Source organism: Synechococcus sp. MIT S9452 (assembly GCF_047304245.1).
Classification (GTDB): Bacteria; Cyanobacteriota; Cyanobacteriia; order PCC-6307; family Cyanobiaceae; genus RCC307.
The window spans coordinates 666,063-686,109 of record NZ_CP138956.1 but is presented as its reverse complement, the minus strand read 5'-3'; the positions used below and the strand labels follow the sequence as shown (position 1 = coordinate 686,109).

The 20,047-nt window shown below is 61.8% G+C and carries 19 protein-coding genes; 8 read left to right on the top strand and 11 right to left on the bottom strand.

From position 1 onward, the window contains the following. The first annotated feature begins 39 nt into the window (after positions 1 to 39). Positions 40 to 210 (top strand): hypothetical protein, encoded by a 171-nt coding sequence (locus tag SIB46_RS03755; RefSeq protein WP_413297212.1) that lies wholly within the window; start codon positions 40 to 42, stop codon positions 208 to 210. Between the two features lie 20 nt (positions 211 to 230). Here SIB46_RS03755 and clpB read toward each other — a convergent pair whose 3' ends face one another. Continuing rightward, positions 231 to 2,822: an ATP-dependent chaperone ClpB gene (gene clpB / locus SIB46_RS03750; protein ID WP_413297694.1), complete on the bottom strand. Its 2,592-nt coding sequence runs from the start codon at positions 2,820 to 2,822 to the stop codon at positions 231 to 233. Positions 2,823 to 2,963: 141 nt separating this feature from the next. Continuing rightward, positions 2,964 to 3,206, bottom strand: coding sequence for a hypothetical protein (locus SIB46_RS03745; RefSeq protein WP_413297211.1), 243 nt, complete (start codon positions 3,204 to 3,206; stop codon positions 2,964 to 2,966). 47 nt (positions 3,207 to 3,253) lie between these two features. Here SIB46_RS03745 and SIB46_RS03740 point away from each other — a divergent pair, with 47 nt between their 5' ends. Continuing rightward, a complete protein-coding gene (locus SIB46_RS03740; RefSeq protein WP_413297210.1) occupies positions 3,254 to 3,451 on the top strand; it encodes a hypothetical protein in 198 nt (65 codons plus the stop codon). A 63-nt stretch (positions 3,452 to 3,514) separates the two neighbouring features. Here the strand turns inward: SIB46_RS03740 and SIB46_RS03735 are convergent, their stop codons facing one another. The 7 genes from SIB46_RS03735 to SIB46_RS03705 all read right to left on the bottom strand — a co-directional run bounded on the left by SIB46_RS03735 (position 3,515) and on the right by SIB46_RS03705 (position 10,802). Continuing rightward, positions 3,515 to 3,856: a c-type cytochrome gene (locus tag SIB46_RS03735; RefSeq protein WP_186550159.1), complete on the bottom strand. Its 342-nt coding sequence runs from the start codon at positions 3,854 to 3,856 to the stop codon at positions 3,515 to 3,517. Between the two features lie 81 nt (positions 3,857 to 3,937). Continuing rightward, entirely contained in the window at positions 3,938 to 4,939 is a 1,002-nt protein-coding gene (locus tag SIB46_RS03730; protein ID WP_413297209.1) for an NAD-dependent epimerase/dehydratase family protein, read from the bottom strand. Further along, the gene (hemE, locus tag SIB46_RS03725; protein WP_413297208.1) at positions 4,936 to 5,994 is read right to left on the bottom strand and encodes a uroporphyrinogen decarboxylase; all 1,059 of its coding nucleotides are present in this window, start codon (positions 5,992 to 5,994) and stop codon (positions 4,936 to 4,938) included. Before hemE ends, SIB46_RS03730 begins: the two co-directional genes overlap by 4 nt. A gap of 31 nt (positions 5,995 to 6,025) precedes the next feature. After that, a complete protein-coding gene (gene glgB, locus SIB46_RS03720; RefSeq protein ID WP_413297207.1) occupies positions 6,026 to 8,344 on the bottom strand; it encodes a 1,4-alpha-glucan branching protein GlgB in 2,319 nt (772 codons plus the stop codon). A 43-nt stretch (positions 8,345 to 8,387) separates the two neighbouring features. Continuing rightward, on the bottom strand, positions 8,388 to 9,959 hold the full coding sequence (locus tag SIB46_RS03715; RefSeq protein ID WP_413297206.1) for a CocE/NonD family hydrolase: 1,572 nt from the start codon (positions 9,957 to 9,959) through the stop codon (positions 8,388 to 8,390). A 5-nt stretch (positions 9,960 to 9,964) separates the two neighbouring features. Continuing rightward, a complete protein-coding gene (locus SIB46_RS03710; protein ID WP_413297205.1) occupies positions 9,965 to 10,246 on the bottom strand; it encodes a hypothetical protein in 282 nt (93 codons plus the stop codon). A 64-nt stretch (positions 10,247 to 10,310) separates the two neighbouring features. After that, a complete protein-coding gene (locus SIB46_RS03705; RefSeq protein WP_413297204.1) occupies positions 10,311 to 10,802 on the bottom strand; it encodes a Ycf51 family protein in 492 nt (163 codons plus the stop codon). A 60-nt stretch (positions 10,803 to 10,862) separates the two neighbouring features. On the opposite strand from SIB46_RS03705, the gene SIB46_RS03700 reads away from it, so the two are divergent. The 5 genes from SIB46_RS03700 to SIB46_RS03680 are packed head-to-tail and all read left to right on the top strand — an operon-like array spanning position 10,863 to position 18,377. Further along, positions 10,863 to 15,035, top strand: a complete 4,173-nt coding sequence (locus tag SIB46_RS03700; RefSeq protein ID WP_413297203.1) for a translocation/assembly module TamB domain-containing protein — start codon at positions 10,863 to 10,865, stop codon at positions 15,033 to 15,035. A gap of 40 nt (positions 15,036 to 15,075) precedes the next feature. Then, positions 15,076 to 15,984: an ROK family protein gene (locus SIB46_RS03695; protein WP_413297202.1), complete on the top strand. Its 909-nt coding sequence runs from the start codon at positions 15,076 to 15,078 to the stop codon at positions 15,982 to 15,984. Continuing rightward, on the top strand, positions 15,981 to 17,321 hold the full coding sequence (locus tag SIB46_RS03690) for a glutamate-5-semialdehyde dehydrogenase (RefSeq protein ID WP_413297201.1): 1,341 nt from the start codon (positions 15,981 to 15,983) through the stop codon (positions 17,319 to 17,321). The genes SIB46_RS03695 and SIB46_RS03690 overlap by 4 nt, the downstream gene beginning before the upstream one ends. Continuing rightward, a complete protein-coding gene (folB, locus tag SIB46_RS03685; RefSeq protein ID WP_413297200.1) occupies positions 17,318 to 17,722 on the top strand; it encodes a dihydroneopterin aldolase in 405 nt (134 codons plus the stop codon). The genes SIB46_RS03690 and folB overlap by 4 nt, the downstream gene beginning before the upstream one ends. Beyond that, a complete protein-coding gene (locus tag SIB46_RS03680) occupies positions 17,640 to 18,377 on the top strand; it encodes a hypothetical protein (RefSeq protein ID WP_413297199.1) in 738 nt (245 codons plus the stop codon). Before folB ends, SIB46_RS03680 begins: the two co-directional genes overlap by 83 nt. On the opposite strand, the gene SIB46_RS03675 is transcribed toward SIB46_RS03680, so the two are convergent. Next, complete coding sequence (locus tag SIB46_RS03675; protein ID WP_413297198.1) at positions 18,298 to 18,858, bottom strand: WbuC family cupin fold metalloprotein; 561 nt, start codon at positions 18,856 to 18,858, stop codon at positions 18,298 to 18,300. The two genes, SIB46_RS03680 and SIB46_RS03675, sit on opposite strands and share 80 nt — an antisense overlap. Positions 18,859 to 18,968: 110 nt before the next feature. Between SIB46_RS03675 and SIB46_RS03670 the strand changes: the two genes are divergently transcribed. Further along, a complete protein-coding gene (locus tag SIB46_RS03670; RefSeq protein ID WP_413297197.1) occupies positions 18,969 to 19,202 on the top strand; it encodes a hypothetical protein in 234 nt (77 codons plus the stop codon). Here the strand turns inward: SIB46_RS03670 and SIB46_RS03665 are convergent. Next, positions 19,135 to 20,043, bottom strand: coding sequence for an NAD-dependent epimerase/dehydratase family protein (locus tag SIB46_RS03665; protein ID WP_413297196.1), 909 nt, complete (start codon positions 20,041 to 20,043; stop codon positions 19,135 to 19,137). The genes SIB46_RS03670 and SIB46_RS03665 overlap by 68 nt on opposite strands. Positions 20,044 to 20,047: the final 4 nt, after the last annotated feature.

The following is a 20,047-nucleotide window of genomic DNA, read 5'->3' as shown; positions in this document are numbered from 1 at the left end:
CTTTTTGTACTCGCCGTCGTTGGTCTAGCTGTAGCCCCCTTGCCCGCATTGGCAGGCTCGGCCACGTCCCAGTCGATCTGGAACATGGGCCATGCCCTGGGTCAAGCCAAAAGTCAGGTGCCCAATGGCGCCACGGTGACAGGGACCAATTGCAGCGAGATCTATGTCGCTGATGACCCCCGCTGGACCTGCACCGTTACTTGGAAGTGAGCTTACGGGCCTGGGCTTGATCAGCCAAAGCTGAGACGCTCATCCTCGACATCAACAGCAGCGGTGCTGCCTTCGCTGTAGCGGCCCGCCAGGATTGCCTTCGCGATCGGCGTTTCCAGCTCCCGCTGAATCGCCCGTTTGAGTGGGCGCGCGCCATAGACCGGGTCGTAGCCCGCGGTGGCCAGCCAGTCGGAGGCTTGCGCGCTCAGCTCAAGCAGGATCTTGCGTTCAGCCAAACGTTGGGCCAACCGTTGCACCTGCAGATCAACGATGTGACGAAGCTCATCGGCCCTGAGGCTATGGAAGATGATCGTTTCATCGAGGCGATTGAGGAATTCCGGGCGGAAGTGAGCCCGTAGTGCCTCATTCACGCGCTCTTCCATCTCGCTATGGCGGCTGTCATCCCCGCCGAGATCGAGGATCGATTGGCTGCCGATGTTGCTGGTGAGGATTAGCACGGTGTTGGTGAAGTCCACCGTGCGCCCTTGGCTATCGGTGACGCGGCCGTCATCGAGGATCTGCAGCATCACGTTGAAGACATCGGGGTGGGCTTTTTCCACCTCGTCAAACAGGATCACCGCATAGGGCCGGCGGCGCACCGCTTCGGTGAGCTGGCCGCCTTCTTCAAAACCCACATAGCCAGGAGGCGCGCCGATCAAACGACTGACGGCGTGCTTCTCCATGTATTCGCTCATGTCGATGCGAACCATGGCGTCATCGCTGTCGAACAGTTGGTTGGCGAGGGCTTTGCTCAACTCGGTTTTGCCCACACCCGTGGGACCAAGGAAGAGGAATGAGGCAATCGGCCGGCGGGGATCAGAGAGCCCAGCGCGGGAGCGTTGGATCGCATCGGCAACGGCACGAACCGCATCGCTTTGGCCAATAACGCGCTTGTGCAAGTGCTCTTCCAGCTCAAGCAGTTTTTCCATCTCCGAGCGCGCCAGCTTGCTCACCGGGATCCCGGTCCACTTGGCGATCACCTCAGCGATGTCGTCTTCGGTGACCTCCTCTCTGAGCAGTTGGTTGGCTTCGCCTTCACTGGCGGCCAGCTCGGCTTCGCTGCTCTCGAGTTGACGATTCAGTTCGGCCAGGGTGCCGTATTCCAACTCAGCGGCTTTGTTGAGGTCGTAGTTGCGTTTGGCCTGCTCCACCTGGAGCTGCACCTGCTCAATTTCTTCTTTGAGGGACTGCAAGGCATCAATGGCGCCTTTTTCCTTTTGCCATTGCGCATTGAGGCTGCTCTGTTGTTCGGCAAGTTCAGCAAGCTCGCGCTCAATGCGTTCGAGCCGTTCGAGGCTGGCGCTATCAGATTCGCGCCCCAGCGAGAGCTTCTCCATCTCCAGCTGAAGGATCTTGCGATCGATTTCATCGATCTCCTCCGGCTTAGAGGTGATCTCCATCTTCAGCCGGGCCGCTGATTCATCCACCAGGTCGATCGCTTTATCGGGCAGGAAGCGATCGGCGATGTAGCGGCTGCTCAGCACCGCGGCAGCCACCAGGGCTGTGTCGGCGATGCGCACACCATGGTGCACCTCATAGCGCTCCTTGAGCCCGCGCAGAATGGAGATGGTGTCCTCCACCGTCGGTTGATCAACGAATACCTGCTGGAAGCGCCGCTCAAGGGCAGGGTCTTTTTCGATGTGTTGGCGGTGCTCATCGAGGGTGGTGGCCCCAATGCAGCGCAGTTCGCCGCGGGCCAGCATCGGCTTGAGCAGGTTGCTGGCATCCATCGCACCACCGGTGGCGCCAGCGCCTACCACGGTGTGGATTTCATCGATGAACAGCACGATCTGACCGTCGCTGCTGGTCACTTCTTTGAGCACGGCCTTGAGTCGTTCTTCGAATTCACCGCGGTACTTGGCACCAGCAATCAAGGCGCCCATATCGAGGGCAATCAATTGCCGGTTTTGCAGCGCGGATGGCACATCGCCATTGACGATGCGCTGGGCCAGGCCTTCAACAATCGCCGTTTTACCCACGCCGGGTTCGCCTATCAGCACAGGGTTGTTTTTGGTGCGGCGGCTCAGGATTTGGATGGTGCGGCGGATCTCTTCATCGCGTCCGATGACCGGATCTAGCTTTCCGTCGCGGGCGGCAGCCGTGAGGTCTCGCCCATATTTCTGCAGCGATTCGTAGGTGCCTTCCGGGTTTTGATCGGTCACGCGTTGGCTGCCGCGCACCGCTTGGATCGCTTCACGCAGGCTTTTGTCCTGCACTCCATTGTCCAGGAGCAACTGGCGGCCGCAGCGGGAATCGGCAGCCAAAGCGAGCAGTAAGTGCTCGATCGAGATGTAGCTATCGCCAAACTCTTGTTTGTTGCGCTCGGCTTGCTCCAGCAGGGTTTGCAGTCCTTTACCCAAGTAGACGTTGTCTGGAGCGGTGCTCAAGCTCGGTTGCCGTTGCAGATACAGCTCCACTTGCTGGCGCAGCAGATCGGCATTGGCACCTGCTTTTTCCAGGATGCGCACCGTTAATCCTTGGCTCTGTTGCAGCAGAGCCAGCAGCAGATGTTCGGTCTCCAGCTGCTGCTGTTTGTGTTGCTGTGCCAGGCCCTGAGCGGCCACCACGGCAGCCCAGGCCTGCTCTGTGAATTGCTCAGCGGTTGGTTGCATCACGATGTTGGTCGTCTCCTGCGGTTCTGGGCTCACCGTATGGAGCTTTGGGCTGGCTCCGGTGGGGAGGGCCGAACCAGGTGTTATCGGTTCTCACCCCAGCGATACGGCCAGCCGCACCAGCTTGGTTCGGTTGTGGCGTTAGGGCGTGGCGATTTCGCTGCGATGGCAGAAGCGCAGCGGGCAGCCATCAGCCCCATAGATGGCATCCATTTTCGAGAGGCAACCGCGGCCGTTTTTCTCAGCCACCTGTTGCGGTGCAATCTTGGTGGGTTGATAGAGGTAGTCGCCTTTCGACACCAGCCAAGGGCAGCCGCCTGGGGTCACTCCAGGCATGGTTTGTGCCAGCAGCAGCAAGGTGCTGGCGGGAAGAGCCAGGGGCATGGCGCATCGATCCCACTGCTTGGGTTGTAGCTCAGTAGGCTCGCGCCATGACTGAGCCCTCACAAGAACTGCTGAAGCAGCTGGCCTCTGAGGTGGCCCAGCTGGAGCGCAATCAAGCCGATCTCGAGCGCAACTGCTGGATGGTGGCGCATCAACACCGCCACGGGATGTTCCCGAGCGAATACGACATCAGGGAGATCGATGAAGACCTTTACCTCGCCCTGCTGGCCCACTGCCGCAGCTAGGCACAAAAAAAGCCCCCTCGTTGGAGGGGGCTTGAGTTCATTGGGTTTGCCGCGAGAGCAGAATCAAGCCCAGCCTTTGCTAGCCATGTCTTCGACATAGGCAGCCACATCAGCGATGTCACCATCGGAGAGCTTGCCGCCGAAAGCGGGCATGGCGTTCTTGCCGTTGGTCACCTGGTAGGCGATGGCAGCTTCGTGGCCGTCGCCATAGTTCGCCAGGTAGGCGTCAAGGGCTTCAGCTTTGAGGGTGCGCTCACCGTTGACCACGTTGCCGCCACCCATGTGGCAAGCCACGCAGTTGGCGGAGAAGATTTGACCGCCGTGGGCGACATCAGCAGCAAAGGCAGGAGCGGTGCCGAAAAGCAGGGCACAGCAGAGGGCCAGCAGGCCAAACAGACGACGCATCGGGCGTAGGTAAGTTCCCGTACAACCTAGAGATCACAAGGCACAGCCATTGGTGCCTTGCAATGCTTTGACATGTTCCATTTAGAGAGCGCCGCGCCTGGGTAGTCCGGCGTCTTCAAACACGGCCTCCAGCGTGGCGGCGTGGGAGGTCATGCCAAAGCGCTCCGGTGGGCTGATCGGATCGTGCACAAAGTGGCGTTGGCGAATGCTGAAGCGGTCCCACTCATTCATCTCGATCGGCAGGATTTTGATCAACAGCTGAATCAGCCAGTTCCACAGCGGAATCCCAGGCGGCCGCCACACACCGCGCCAGCGGCAGAGCTCCGCCACGGTTTGATTCACGCTCACCGCCGGCTGACCCAGCACCAAGCGCCGCACAGCGCCTTGGCCGGCTTCGGGGTTGGCTTGATGGGGGTTGAGTGCCAAATGGCAGCACACCTGGGCGATGTCGGCTGCATGGATGAAGTGGAAGCTGGCATCGGCCCGGAGACAGCGGGCGAGCCAGAGGTAGCGGCAGGCGTCACGCAAGCCGGCCGTGAGGTAACTGGTGGGAAAGGGGCTGGCCCCATCCACGCGGCCGCCAAACACCAGCGTGGGGAAAATCGCCACACAGCGGTTGGCCAAGGGGTGCTGCTCGAGCTGCCCCAAACAGATGGCCTTGGTTTGGATGTATTCGGTCCCATAGGCCTCTGCCTCGCTCAGCAGCTGCAGATCGCGGTTGAGGATGCTGGCGGTGGAGAAGTAGATCACCTGCTCCAGCTTTTTGGGATCAAGGCGCCCCAACAGTTCTTTGACGGCCACCACATTCACCTGCTGGGCCCGTTCGGGATCGCCCCAGGCCGTGGCGGTGTGAATCACCCGGGTCACCGTGGCGAGCTCGTCAGCATGGGCCTGCTGCTCACGCAGGTCGCTCACCAGCAAGGTGATGCGCGGGTGGTTGGAGGGAACGGCCGTGAGCTTGGCTGGATCGCGCAACCACAGCAGCAGCTCTGCGTCGGATTGCTCCAGCAGCTGCTTGGCGATGTGTTGACCAACGCATCCGCTGGCGCCGGTGATCAGGATCCGCGCTGGGGCGCTGCTCACACGCGTGCCCCGATGCGATCCATCACCGTTTTGCCAGCTTCAAAGAAGGCGGCACCGTTTTCCTCCGGTGTGCCGGGCAGGATGCCGTGGCCCAGGTTGAGGATGTGGCGCCGGCCGCGGGCTTTGCGCACCGTGTCATCGATGCGGGCGCGGATGGCTTCGGGGGTGCCGAACAGCAGGCCGGGGTCCACATTGCCCTGCACGCCCAGGTGATGGGGCAGGCGGGCACAGCCATCAGCCATGTCGACGGTCCAATCGAGCGAGATGAAGTCCACACCGGTGCGGCCCATGCGCTCCAGCACCCCGGCGCTGCCGGAGATGTAGAGGATCATCGGGGTGTCGGGGTGGGTTTGCTTCACTAGCTCAACCACCTTGCGCTGATAGGGAGCGGCGAAGGTGTCGTAGTCCGCGGGGCTCAACTCACCAGCCCAGGAATCAAACATCTGCACCACCTGGGCGCCGGAATCGATCTGATAGCGCAGGTAGGTGGCAATCGATTCAGCGAAGTGGTTGAGCAGCTTGTGCAGCAGCTCAGGCTCGCGGAAGGCCATGGCCTTGATCACCGCATAGTTCTTGCTGCTTTTGCCTTCCACCACATAGGCGGCCAGGGTCCAAGGGGCGCCCACAAAACCCAGCACGGCGGCTTGGTTGCCCACGCTGCTGCGCAGCCTGCCGAGCACCTCACCAACAAATGGCATGGTTTCGGTCGGCACCAGCGGCCGCAGTGCTTCCACCTGGGCCAGGCTGCGGATCGGGTCGTTGATCTGGGGGCCCTTGCTTTCGATGATGTCGAAATCAATCCCCATCCCGGGCAGCGGCGTGAGGATGTCCGAGAACAGAATCACGCCGTCGGGCTGGAAGGCGTTAAACGGCTGCATCGAGATCTCATAGGAGAGATCGGGGTTCTCTGAGCGTTCGCGGAAGGAGGGGTACTTATCGCGCAGATCCCGGTAGATCTTCATGTACCGGCCGGCCTGACGCATCATCCAGACAGGAGGACGCTCCACTTGCTCCCCACGGGCGGCGCGCAACAGCAGGGGCAGGGCGTCACTCATGGGGCCGGAACAGTTAAGTCAGCCGCTGACGCTACCCGAGTGATCCGCCCAATTTGGCTGCAGCTTCATCCTTTGCTGCTTCTCGCTGCCGGTTGGGGTCGTGTTTGAACACCATCACGGTCAGCGGAGGCAGGCAGAGATCCAGGGATTGCCCGTAGCTGTGCATGCCCCAGTCATCGCTGAATTTGCCGCCGAGATTGCCCTGGTTGCTGCCGCCATAACGGGCGCCATCACTGTTGAACAGCTCGGTGTAGAAGCCATCCACTGGCACGCCAATGCGGTAGTTGCCATGGCCTTCGGGGGTGAAGTTGCAGACCACCACAACCCAATTGCCTTCCTTCTCGTCGCGGCGCATGAAGCTCACCACGCTGTGATTGGTGTCGTCGCAATCAATCCACTGGAAGCCGAAACTATCGAAATCGTTGCGCCAAAGCGCCGGTTCTGATTTGTAGAGGGCGTTGAGGTCATCCACCAGGTTCACCACACCCTGGTGCTCGCGATGTTGGAGCTTGTCCCACTCCAGATCACCCCAAACGTTCCACTCGCCGCGTTGGGCGAACTCCATCCCCATGAAGATGGTCTTCTTGCCCGGGTGCGTCCACATGTAGGTGAGCAGTGCCCGCACATTGGCGAATTTGAGCTCATCGCTGCCTGGCATCTTGTGCAGCAGATGGCTCTTGCCATGCACGACCTCGTCGTGACTAAGGGCGAGCATGAAGTTCTCGGTGTGGGCGTACCAGATCGAGAAGGTGATGTTGTTCTGGTGGAACTGGCGGAACCAGTGATCCAGCTCGAAGTAATCGAGCATGTCGTGCATCCAGCCCATGTTCCACTTGAGGTTGAATCCCAAGCCGCCCATGGAGGTGGGCATGGTCACCAGGGGCCAGGTGGTGGATTCCTCGGCGATGGACAGGGCGCCGGGGAAGTAGTGGAACAGCACCGAATTGGCCTGCTGCAGAAAGCGCACCGCCTCGAGGTTTTCGCGGCCGCCATGCTCATTGGCGATCCATTCGCCATCGGGGCGTAGGTAGTCGCGGTAGAGCATCGAAGCCACCGCATCGACGCGAATGCCGTCGATGTGGAGCTCTTCAAACCAGAAGACGAGGTTGGCAACCAGGAAGTTGCGCACCTCGTTGCGGCTGTAGTTGAAGATCAGCGTGCCCCACTCCTTGTGCTCGCCGATCCGTGGATCGCTGTGCTCGTAGAGGTGGCTGCCATCGAAAAAGGCCAAGCCATGGGCGTCTTTGGGGAAGTGCCCGGGCACCCAGTCAAGGATCACGCCAATGCCCTCGGCATGGCAGCGGTCCACAAAGGCGCGGAATTCGTTGAGGCTGCCGAAGCGGCTGGTGGGGGCATAAAAGCCCGTCACCTGATAGCCCCAGGAGCCGTCAAACGGGTGCTCCGCCATCGGCATCAGCTCGATGTGCGTGAAGCCCCGTGCTTTCACATAGGGAATCACCCGATCGGCCAGTTCCGGGTAGGTGAGCAGGCGGGCGCCGGGCTTGAGATCAGCGGCTGGAACAGGCGCTCTGGGGGTGCCATCGGCCTCGATGTAGGGCTCATCCCAGCTGCCATGCATCCAGCTGCCCATGTGCATCTCGTAGACCGAGACGGGCTGCTCGAGCGGGTTGCGGTTGTCGCGCTGCTTGAGCCAGGCGTCATCGCCCCACTGATAGCCCTTGAGGTTGGCCACCACCGAGGCCTGAGCTGGGCGCACCTCGTGCTGGAAGCCGTAGGGGTCGGCCTTCTCATAGCAGTGCCCCTGCTGGGTGTGGATCTCGTATTTGTAGTGGGCGCCAGCACCGAGTCCAGGCACAAACAGCTCCCAGATGCCGCCCAGCCGCTGCTGCATCGGCAGGTGGCGGCCATCCCAATTGGTGCAGTCGCCAATCACCGACACACTGCGGGCGTTGGGAGCCCATAGGCAGAACTGCACCCCTGCAACGCCCTCTTGCACGTGGGGGTGGGCCCCCATGCGCTGCCAGATGTGGTGGTGATTGCCTTCGGCAAACAGGTGCCGGTCCATGGCCCCCATCCACTCCTGGCGGAAGGCATAGGGGTCGTGCTGCTCGTGGGTGATCCCTGCGCGTTCCACCCGCAGCCGGTACAGAGATCCGGGATTGCTATTCAGCTCGCCTTCAAAAACCCAGGCGTGGTGGGGGTTTTCCAGAACATGTTCATGGCCTTGGTGCAACAGCACCACGCGGGATGCGTCGGGCATCCATACGCGCACCACCCAGCGGCCGTCGTCGAGTTGCTGCGGGCCAAGCACCGCTTGGGGATGGTCGTGATTGCACTGGGCCAGTCGCTCCGCGTCCTGGGTCATCCAATCGAGGGTTGCCAGAGCCATCCGGGCGGAGTTGTTTTGTTCGGCGGAGCCTAATCCGATTTGTTCAGTCTTCAGCTGCCGAAACAGCCATTGCTTTGAGCTGCAGCCTGCTGGATGACAAATCGGCCATCAGCGTGGTGATTTTTGGGTTGCAGCTGATTTGCGGCCAGGCCGAACCAGCAAGCGACAGCCGCAGCCGGTCGCCCACCTCGAGCGAGGCAAGCAAGGGCTGAAAGCGCAGCGTCTGCTGCTGTGGTTGTTGGCCGTTGTCGCTAGCCATGCGCAGCACCCCGGTGCAGAGCTGCAGCACCTGGGATTGGCCCGCACGCAGAACCGAGATCGCACTGCAGAGATCGAAGTTGTGTTGATCGGAGCTGATGGTCAGCAGCAGTTCAAATTGGCCCCAGAGCTCCAATGGCTCCTGCAGCGCAGCTGTGGTGAAACAAGCCACATCAGCGCGGGCATCGAGATCAGCGCGATCGCATAACCCCGCATCCAGCCCCAGGTGGCCGCCGCGTCCAGGCGCAGGGCGCCAGGGATCATGCACCCACACCAGCTGGCCATGGCCGCTTTGCTGCGCGTTGAGTTCCCCTTCATCGCTGCGGCTAGCGGCGAGCCCATCGCTGCTGAGGCCCCACTGCAGATTTGGGCTAAGGCGTGGATCTTTGCGGCTCCATTGGTGGCTGAGCAGGTCGTAGGCCCAGCAACTGGGCTGCTCTGGCCGGCTTTGGCCGCGCAGGTGCTGATCAAAAAAGGCCAGCTGCCACTGATCAACGCGGCCGCAGGCTTCAGGCCCCAGGTCAGAGCTGCCCACACGGCGGTCCCAGCTGAGGTGGCTCCAGGGGCCAATGATCAGCTCCGGCGATCCACCGCAATCCACTGATTGCTGCCAAAGGTCCAGGCCGCCACGCAGGTAGGGATCGCACCAGCCCTCCAGCAGTTGCATCGGTCTGCGTAAGCGTTCAGGGCTCGGTTGGTGGCGCTGCCAACCCTCCGCTTGGCTGGGATCACTCTGCAGCCACTGCAACACGTGGTTGCCGGGGTCGTGCTGTTTGAGCAGCGCCAGGCCATGGCGGCTTTGCTGAGCGCTGGCTAGACAATTTTTGATGGCTTGCCAGGCCTGTTGATCCCCGCGGCGCCGGCAGCTTTCGCTGGCCAATTGCAACCCCCAGCTCAGTGAGAGCACCCACCAGTGCGCTCCCCCCTCGCTGGCCCAATGCAGTCGCTCATCGAGCCCACACATCGCTGGGGCGAGCGCCTCAGGGTGCAGGTTGGGATCACTGCCCAGCAGTTGGGTGAGGCCTTGATAGCTGAAGCCGTAGCTGCCCACTTGGCCAGTGCAGAGCGGGTGCGCTTTGAGCCAGGCCAGGGCGTCATCGCCGTCTGTGGCTTCGGTGGCAAATCCGCTGAACTCGCCGCCCGAGTCGCCGCGTCCGCGCACATCCAGCACCAACACCAAATACCCCTGCTGGGCGTACCAGCTGGGGTGGGCGTAAACCACGGTTGAAGCGATCCGGGCCCCGTAGGGCTGGCGCATCAACAGGGCTGGAAAAGGTCCAGGGCCGCTGGGACTCCAAAGCAGGCCGCTGAGTTCAACCCCGTCCCGCAGCGGCAGGGAAACGGGGGAGCCGATCACGGCAATCAGCGCACGTCAGGGCAATACATGCCCACCACATAGGTGGTGAGGATTTCGGCGTCCAAGGGGCTCAGGCCTTGCTGGGCGGCGGTGGCCTGAATGGCTGCCGGATCGTGGGCTTTCTGGCCGCTGGCGTTGAGCTTGCGGAATTGACCGCAGAGCTGGGTGGCCAACTGCTTGTTCTGCTTGACGGTCTCGAGCAGCTGGCTTGCTGCTGGGTTGGCGCTGCCCAGGCTGAAACAGGCAGCCAATCCCAACACCAGGTGTAAATGGCGGCGCTGCAGCATCGAGAGACCCGTACGGCTGTTTTTATTTCAGTCGTCGGAAAACCCCTTGGGGGGCTTGACGGTGTCAGTTCTTGGTCCGACCCGTCGCAGGTTGGACCAGGCTCACTTCGCCGCTGCGCAGGTCTTTGGTGGCTTCTGCCAGCACGGTGGGCTTGCTGCTGCCGTTGCTCTGGGCCTGCAGCTGCCGCAGGCGCACATGCACCAAGCCATCGCTGCTGTTGCGCCCGCCGCCCCGCAGATTGCTGGCCACTTGCTCTGCGCTCGGGCCGGCGGCCTCGAGAGGGAAATCAGCACCGGCGGCAGCCACCACCAAATTGCTGCCGTTGTCGAACACCACCGGCACCACCAGGGCGCCCTCAATGCTGCTGCGCGGGCTGTAGCTGATGGCAAACGCGCCGCAACCTGCCGCTAGCAGCAGCGTGAAGCTGCTTACCCCCACCAGCCGAAAGCGCACGCCCCAACCGAGCACAAAGGCCAGCACGGTCAGCACCAGCAGCACACCTCCGGCAATGGCCAGCCAGCTACCGGCCTTTAACAGCAATGGATCAGCCACCATGGAGCGTCCGGGCAAACGAACCTATATTGCGCCGACTCCGGACAAAAAGCGCCGTCGGGCATGGGGCGATCGATCCGGCGTGTGCTTCTTCCCCTCTCGAGTGCGGCGCTGCTGACGCTTGCCGGATGCTCAACGCAGCCCCGCTGGGATGCAGAGGGCTTTCACAACTGGCTTGAACAGCAACTCAGCGCTGGTTTGAACCATCCCGTTGAACTGGGCCCGCTGCTGGGGTTTGGTCTGCAGGGCTTGGAATTTGGCCCCACGCGCGTTTTGCCCTCGGCCTCAGATGGCTCGGCGATGTCGGTTGAGCGGCTAACCCTGCTGCCCGATCTGATCGGCAGCGTGCGCCAAGCCAGTGCTGTCGCAAAAATCGGCCTGGGCAATTTGCAGCTGCAGCTGCAGCGCAATGGCCAAGGGCGCCTCTGGACCTTCCCGCAACTCTCCGGGAAAGCGCCGCCGCGGCTGCGCTTGAAGCTGCACCTCCTCGATGCGGCGCAATTCAGCATTGATGGGGCTCGGCCCTGGCGCTTCACCGCTGGCAGCCTTGATCTCAACTTGGCCAGTGAGCAACTGCGCTTCGCTGGTGCCTTTCGGCCCAAGGGCTTAGGCCCGCGCCAAACCCAGCTGGAGATGCGTGTCCAGAACCGCTGGGGCGGCAGGCCAGCGTTGGATCTGCGCATGCAGATGCGGCGCCTGTCATTGCCGGCATTGGGCAGCTTGGCGGCGGCTTGGCCCACGCAGCTCAGCTCTGGAGAGGCCTCGGGGGTCTTGCGGCTGAACCGTCAAGGCCAGCAATGGCGCTGCCAGGGGCCTTTGCAGCTCAAGCAGCTGCGCATCGATGCGTTCAGCAGTCCGCAGCAGCGTTGGCGTTGCGGCGGAACCAGCCTGGAGCTGAAAACCAGCCCCTGGCGCTGGGACGATCGCCGCGGTGATGCCGCCGCCAAGTTGTCCTGGCGCGGGGCCCCTTGGCGCAGCCTCAGCTTGCAGCGGTTGCAAGTGCGCTCGGGCACCTCTCGTCTGCTGGCTGAAGGCCAGCTGCGGCCTGATCTGGAGCTCAAACTCAATAGCTTGCAGCTGGATCCCAGCTGGTTGGGGCTGGCGGGTCAGCCCCTGATGGCGCGCGGCCAAGGCCGAGAGGGTGTTTGGCGGCTGCAGCTCGAAGCTCCAGAACTAACCAGTGCGATTGGCTCCTTTGGCTTACGCGGAACAGCCGATGCGCGCTGGGGCAGTGGCGACCCCCTGCTTGAGCTCGATAGCCAACTGGAGCTCAAACGGCTGGGCAGTTCGGCTCCGCCTGTGGCCATCCAACCGCTGACGCTCGCGATCCAGCGTGAAGCCAAAGCCTTGGTGTTCAAGGGCGATGCCCGCCTCGATGCCCTGAGCCCTGTGAAGCTGCAAGGCCGTTGGTCAGACGCTGGCCTCAAGGCTGAACTCAGCATTGAGGATCTGCCCTTGCAAAGGCTGGATCCCGAGCTGGGTGGTGAATTGGCCGGCCGTTTGAGCGTGGAAGGCAAGGCCAAGCAGCCCAAGGTTTCGGCCCGATTCAGCCTTTTGCAACCCAGCGTTGCGGGGCTGCAGTCACCTGAGCTGTGGCAGGGCCGCTGGCAACCGGGATCCTTGCGCTTGTCATCCGCCAGCACTCAGGTTGTAGCCCGGTTGAAAGACAACCGTTTGCAGTCGTTGCAGGCGGTGAAAGGCGATGGAAGCATCAGCGTCGTTCCCAGTGGCGGCGCGTATCGCTGGGCTGCACGCCGCTGGGACTTGGCCCCATTGCAACTGGGCTTGCGTGGTAACCGCCCTCTACCGCTCAATGGCGTGCTGGAGGGGGGCGGCCGCCTTGGCCTCGATCCACTGTTGCTGCAGGGCCAAGCCAGCGTCAGCGATCCAGCACTGGCTTGGATCAAGGGACGCCAGCTGCAGCTCAATGGTTTCTTGCGTTATCCCGGCTTTGACTTCAGCGCCCAGCTGCTGCCCCAAGGCAGTGGTTCGGTGCAGTTGAGCAGCCGCGGCGCTTGGAATGGCCCGCTGAATCTGCAAGCTGAAGCGCGCAAGCTCCAGCCCGGTGGGGTCTTGAGGCTGCTTCAAGATTTGCGACGTCCAGCGGCCCAACGCCCCGATGGCCGTGCCAGCGATCTCGGCAGCTTTGCCATCGACACCCTTGGCGCCAGCTTGGATGCGCAAATCAAGGCGCTTCAAGAGGCGCAGGCACGCCTAGCCCTTGAGCGTCCAGCCAAGGGCAATGACGGCCGTATTCCCTTGGCTGATGTTGAGGGCTTGATGGATGCCGACTTAAAGGTGCAGGGCCCATCGCCTGAGCGCCTGCAACTGGAGCTCGCGGCTCGCGGACATCTCTGGTTGCGAGGGGATGATCGGGATACGGCTCTGCAGCTTGAGCCGTTCGTGGCTGAGATCAATGGCCCCCTTGGCTCAGGAGAGGGATCGTTCAGTTTTGCTGGCCTGCCGCTCGGTTTTATGGCTCTGCTGACTCCTGTTCCTGCCGGGTTGCGGGGTGCTTTACGTGGAACTGGTCAGTGGCAGATCGGTCTGGGTTTGCCCACTTTCAGCATCGATTTAGGGCTTGATAATGGAGATCTGGCAGGCGAGCCATTGGCGCTGGAGCGTGGCCGCTTGGAGCTCGATGGGCGTGTGCTGAATTTGGACCTTTCCATTCGTGGTGGACAGGCCAAGAACAGCGTTGATCTGGCGGGGCGGATTCCCTTGGATCCCGTTGAGGATGGTTTTGAGCTCCGTGTCTCCAGCCGTGGTGATGGCTTGGTGTTTCTCACCTCCTTAGCTGGTGGCCAGCTGCAGTGGCAAAGCGGCAGCATCGACCTTCAATTGCTCATCCGTGGAACCCTCGCCAGCCCGCTCGCTAACGGGTTTTTAAGGGTCCGTGATGGGGCTGTGGTTGTGGCTGATCAGGCCATTAATGGTGTTGAAGCCACGGCCTTTTTTGATTTTGAACAGCTTCAACTCGAGTCGTTCTCAGCTCGCTCTGGAGAAGGGCGAATTGAAGGAACGGGCAGCCTGGCTTTGAGCCAGGAGCGCAATGAGCCGGGCCTGCGTTTTGCTACCACAGCATTCCCAATCAAGCGCCCCGATGCTCAGCTGCAGGCTGATGGTGAGCTGTTGCTGCAGGGGAGCCTGCGTAAGCCGGCCTTGGGGGGCGAACTCAAGCTCAGTGATGGCTTAATCACGGTCTCTGCGGCGGAACTCAGTTCAGGTGGTTCTCCTAGTCGTCCGGTTAACACCGCAATGCCAGAGCTGGATTGGGATTTCCAGCAGCCAGTGGTGGTGCGTGGCCCGCAGATGGAATCCGCTGATGGCGCGGCTTTGCGCAGCCGGGTGCCGAACTTGGGCCCGCTGGAGTTCCGCAATTTGCGTGTGGGACTTGGCCCCAAGTTGCGTATCGCCTCCCCTCCGGTCGCCGATTTTCAAACCAGTGGTTTGCTCACGCTCAATGGACCAGCCGGCCCTGATGTACGGCTCTCAGGTGTGGTGAAGCTGCTCAAGGGGCGTGTCAGCTTGCTCACCAACGTGCTCAAGCTTGATAGCAGCAACGCCAATGTGGCGGTCTTCACGCCGTCGTTGGGCTTACTCCCATACCTCGATGTGGTCTTCACCACACGGGTGTCTGATCGCGTGGGTGGCAGTGATGGCGATCAGTTGGTGAGTAGTCAGGAGCTGCAGGGCAATTTTTCGAACTTGGATCGCCTCAATTTGATCAAGGTGATCATTTCCTATGCCGGACCTGCTGATCGACTCTCCTTTGAGACGTTGTCGTTGCGCAGTCAACCGCCTTTGCCGCAGGAGCGGTTGGTCGCCCTCTTGGCGGGCAATAGCTTGGCTGGGGTTGCCGCAGCTAATGCCGGCACAGCAGTTGCGACGTTGTTAGGAGGAACGTTGCTGTCTCCAGTGATTGGAGGTTTGAGCAATTTGTTTGATGATCGGATCACCGCATCGCTCTATCCCGCTTACCTGGAGCCCTACGTGCAGGATTCAGGCAAAGACAGCAATAAGGGTCGTATTCCTTCGCAGCTGGTTTTGGGTGCTGAAGTGGGCGTCGATCTCACTGATCGTTTCAATTTTTCGGTGTTGGCCGCACCCAACCGCAGCGACATTCCACCGGAGGCTGTATTGCGTTATCAAGCCACCGAAAAACTCGGCGTCCAAGGCGCCCTCGACCAACAGGGGCGCTGGCAGGGACAGCTGCAATTGTTCTTCCGCTTCTAGTTCTGCTCAGGCTTAATAGGGGCAGTGGTTTGTGGTGGCGATGCCGAAGCCGCACCGTCAGGTGATCGGGGTGGATATCGGTGGCACCGGCCTCAAGCTGGGCCGCTTTGACAGCGAAGGCCTGCTCTTGGCGGAGCAGCACTGCCCCACGCCCCAACCACCAGCACCCGGTGCCATCACAACGGCGGTGGTGGAAGCCATTGAGGCCCTTGATCCAGAGGCTCAAGCCGATGCGGTTGGTGTGGGGCTTCCTGGCCCGATGGACCGCAGTGCGCGGGTGGCTCAGGTCTGCATCAATCTCCCGGGTTGGGAGCAGGTTCCGCTGGCTGAGTGGCTGGAGGCACGCCTGCAGCGCCCGGTCACGTTGGCCAATGATGGCAATTGCGCTGTGCTCGGTGAGCAGTGGCTTGGCGCTGCCAAAGGAATCGATGACGTGGTGCTGTTGACCCTGGGCACCGGGGTTGGTGGTGGGGTGATCCTTGGCGGCCAGCTCTTTCTTGGTCGCCGAGGGGCTGCCGCTGAACCTGGATTGATTGGGCTTGATCCGGCAGGCCCGCCGTGCAACAGCGGCAACAACGGTTCGATCGAGACCTTCTGCAGCATTGGTGCGCTCACCCGTTGGGCTGGCTGCCCCCCCGATGAACTCTCGAGGCGAGCCCAAGGCGGCGATGCGGAAGCCCTTGAGGCGTGGCAGCGCTATGGCCAGCTGTTGGGCTGCGGCATCAGCTCGTTGGTCTATGCCTTCACCCCCGAGCGCGTGTTGTTGGGGGGTGGCCTCAGCGCGGCCTTCCCCTTTTTTGCCGCCAGCCTGCAGCAGGAGGTGGAGCGCCGTGTGTTGGCTCCAAGCCGTCAGGATCTAGTGATTGCACCGGCCAGCTTGGGCAATGGGGCTGGCCGCTTGGGCGCAGCTCGCTTGGCGTTGGAGCGTCTGCCAGGCCGCCAGGGATGATGCATGGCAGTCCCCCTGCCCAGGCGTTGAATCAGGCCGTTCCCGATCCCTCCCCTGAACTGCTGGCCCGCGCTTCGAGCCTGAGGCGCCATGCCATTGATCTTGCCCAGTGCACTGATCAGCAGCGCCAGGAGGCCCTGAGGGCGATGGCCGATGCGCTCGAGCAGCAGCGGGAGGCGATCTTGTCGGCCAACCAGCAGGACCGCCAGGCGGCTGAGCAGGAACAGCTGGCCCCAGCCTTGCTCTCACGGCTCAAGCTCGATGGAGCCAAGCTCGATGGAGCCATTGCCGGCATTCGCCAGTTGGCTCAGCTGCCAGATCCATTGGCGCAACGCCAAGTGCATCGGGCCCTGGATGAGGGGCTCGTGCTTGAGCGCATCAGCGTCCCCCTGGGTGTGGTGGGGGTGATTTTTGAGGCCCGTCCTGATGCCGTGATGCAGATCGCTGCGTTGGCGATTCGCTCCGGCAATGGCGCCATCTTGAAAGGCGGGCGCGAGGCCAACCGCAGTTGCAGCGCAATCCTTGAGGCTCTTCAGCAGGGCCTTGCCCGCTCGGCGGTGCATCCCGATGTGTTGACGCTTCTCACCAGCCGCGAAGAAAGCTTGGCCCTGCTCAAGCTGGACGGATTGGTGGATTTGATCATCCCCAGGGGATCCAATGCACTGGTGCAATTCATTCAGGACAACACCCGCATCCCTGTGCTGGGGCATGCCGATGGCATTTGCCATCTCTATGTGGATAGCCAGGTGGATCTGGATCAGGCCGTTGCGGTGGCCGTTGATAGCAAGGCGCAATACCCAGCGGCCTGCAATGCCATTGAAACCCTGCTGCTGCATAAGAAGATCGCCCCAGCATTTCTGGCCGCGGCACGGCCTGCTTTTGCCGAGGCAGGGGTGGAATTGCGAGGTGATGATGCGGCGATGGCGCTTGGGGTGAGTCAACCCGCCAGCGACGACGATTGGGCCACGGAATATCTCGATCTGGTGCTCAGCATTCGCGTGGTGGAGTCGATGGATCAGGCGTTGGATCACATCGCCCGCTACAGCTCGCGCCACACCGAGGTGATCTGCACCACCAACACCGAGACGGCCGAGCGCTTTTTGGCTCGGGTCGATAGCGCTGGGGTGTATCAAAACTGTTCATCGCGGTTTGCCGATGGCTTCCGTTATGGCTTTGGCGCTGAGGTGGGCATCAGCACCCAAACGCTGCCGCCGAGGGGGCCGGTGGGCTTGGAAGGCTTGGTCACCTACCGCTACCGCCTGCGCGGTGATGGTCATATCGCCGCTGATTACGCCAGTGGGGCGCGCCAGTTCACCCACCAAAACCTGCCGCTGTGAGCGATCGGATCGTTGTTCGGGATCTGCGCCTTTGGGCCCATGTGGGTGTGCTGGAGCAGGAACGTCTGTTGGGCCAATGGTTTGCCCTTGATTTTTGGCTCGCCCATGACCTGCAACCGGCTGGCCATAGCGATGCCTTAGCCGACACCCTTGATTACGCCGAAGCTGTTGCGTTGATTCGCGAGCTCACAGCGTCGTTGCGCTGCCAAACGCTGGAGCATTTTTCTGAGCGCATTCTCGAGTTGCTGCAACAGCGCTATGGAGCGATCCCCATGGGCCTGGAGTTGCGCAAGTTAGCGGCGCCAATTCCTGGATTTGATGGCACGGTGGCAGTACAGCGCCAGCGTCATGGGGATGCATCAGCAGCGATGGGATATCGCCAGGATTCGCCGGCGTCATAAGGCTTACCGGAATCTGCTCCTGTTGGAGCTGCTGATGGTTTGGTTGATTCCCTTCTCCCAGCGCTTCCCGCTGATCATTGATCTCAGTGCCATCGCGCTGGAGCTGTTCTTTCTCAACCTGGTGGTTCACCTCTCGGTGCTGCGCTCAGGCCGGCGCTTGGTGTATGCCCTGGGTGGGTGCTCGTTGTTGGTTGAGCTGTTGTGGATCGTGTCGCGCCATGGGGGTGCTGCCGCGGCCATGCCAGTGCCCTGGATCGGCAGCTTGGCGCTGCTGCGCTTTGTCTTGTTTGTGCTCTTTTTTGGGCTGGTGATGGTGCGGCTGGTGCGCTCGTTAATCCGCGAGCCGTTTGTCACAACCTCGGTGTTGATGGGTGCGGCGGCTGGTTATGTGCTGATTGGTTTGTTGGGTGGGGTGCTGCTCAACACCTTGTATCTGCTCCATCCGGTGGCCTTTGGAGGGCTGCCCTCTCCACCCGATGCCACGCTCACAATGGCGTCTCTTGAGTTGCTCACCACCGTGGGCTCCGGTGCCCTGGTGAGCTCCAATTTGGCGGCACAGGCGGCCGCCTTCACGATCACGTTGACGGGCCAGATGTATGTGGCGATTTTGATTGCTCTGGTGTTGGGCCGGTTTCATCGCCGTGTTCCCCATTGAAGAGGGCACGCCAGAGCCGTTCCTGTTCCATCGCCTTTAGCGTTCCCTCCAGCGGGAAAGCCGCCAGGAAATCTTTGTCGGCTAGGGGCTCATAGGGCCCTTGTTTGATCTCAAACATCACCGAGTCAGCTTCCAACGCCACCAGCGTGTGGAACAGGCCTTCGGCCAGTTGCAGCCCGCGCACCTCACCGCCGGCTTCGAGCCGTTCGCGCTGCAGCACATCCCCTGCGCTGTTGAGCACCAGCAAGCCAACGCTGCCTTGCAGCACCACAAAACACTCAAAACCCGCCCCGGCCTGGTCGCGCCGGTGCCGGTGGGGGCGCACATAGGTCCCTGGCTGCAGCACATTGAGGAAGCGCTGCACCAGATCACTCTCTTGGTGCAGGTTGTGGTTTTTGCGTCGCCGTGGGCTGGCCGCGGCGTGTTGGGCTACCTGCGCGAACAGGCTCTCCGTGATGCGAGTCACGGCCTCAGGGGCCATGGCGTGATGGGCAAGGAAGTCCCATTGTCCAAGAGCCTGAAACCTTCTGGAGCACCCGTTGGAGCGGCCAATTGTGCTGATTACTTTTCGATCGCATCGGCATCAATCCAATGAAGGGTGCTTTGGCCAGCCTCTGGGGAAAAGCCAACTCCGCTGAACGGTTCACCTCCATCGTCTTGATCACCCTCTGGGTGGTGGGAACGGCTTGGTTCTTGGCTGAGATTTTCAAGGTGTGTGAGGCGGCCGCCAGCGCCGTGTTTATCCCCTATGTCGTCGTCACTGTTGTGGTGATGTTGGCCTTGCTGTGGATGCTGGTTCGCGCTGGGGTGCGCCATCCCCACTAAGCAGTGCAATGCGGGGGTGATTCAGCTCAAAGCCCCTCGTTTTCAACAAGCGATTGCTGATGCGCCGGTTCAGGCCAGGCTTGCCTGGCTCGCTGGCGGGCTGCCATGTGATCGGTTCGAGTCCTGCCTGGGACAGGCTCGCGTTCAGCAGTTCAGCTAACGGCACCGGAGCATCGTCCACCACATTCACAACTCCCTGCCACTGGCCATCGAATGCGGCGATGGCTGCGGAGGCTGCATCGTCGCGGTGAACCCAATTGGTGAAACGTTCGCCTCGGCCTGACTGGGTGCTGCCGGCCAGGCGGGCAAAACGCTGCTCGAACTGCCGTTGCGGGCCATAGAGCGCTCCAAGGCGCAGGATGCAGACCCGCCGTTGATGGCTGGCCATGGCGAGCAATTGGCGTTCGGCTTCCAGCAACACAGCTCCGTGTTCATCGCGCGGTTGGGCGCAGGTGGATTCATCCACCCAGCCACCTCCGGCATCTCCGTAGATCGAGCAACTGCCCGTGTAGATGATCTGCTGCAGCGCCGGTAGCTGAGGCAGCAGCTGCTCCAAGCAGCGAAAGCTGTCGTTGAAGGTGCGGCGGTAGCCGTCGGCATCCACTTGGCGGTTGCCCTTGGGGCCGAGACAAAAGATGGCGGCATCACGCCCATCAAGGGCTGCCAGAAGGCCATCGGGATCATCTGCTGAGATCACCAACACCTGATCGGCGATGGCGCCGAGCTCGTCGCGCCGTTCCTCGCTGGTGGTGGTCACCGTGAGCTCGAGATCAGTTCTGCCCTGAAGTTGTTGGGCGATGGCTTGACCCACATAGCCGCAGCCCACCAGGCTCAGGCGCATTGTC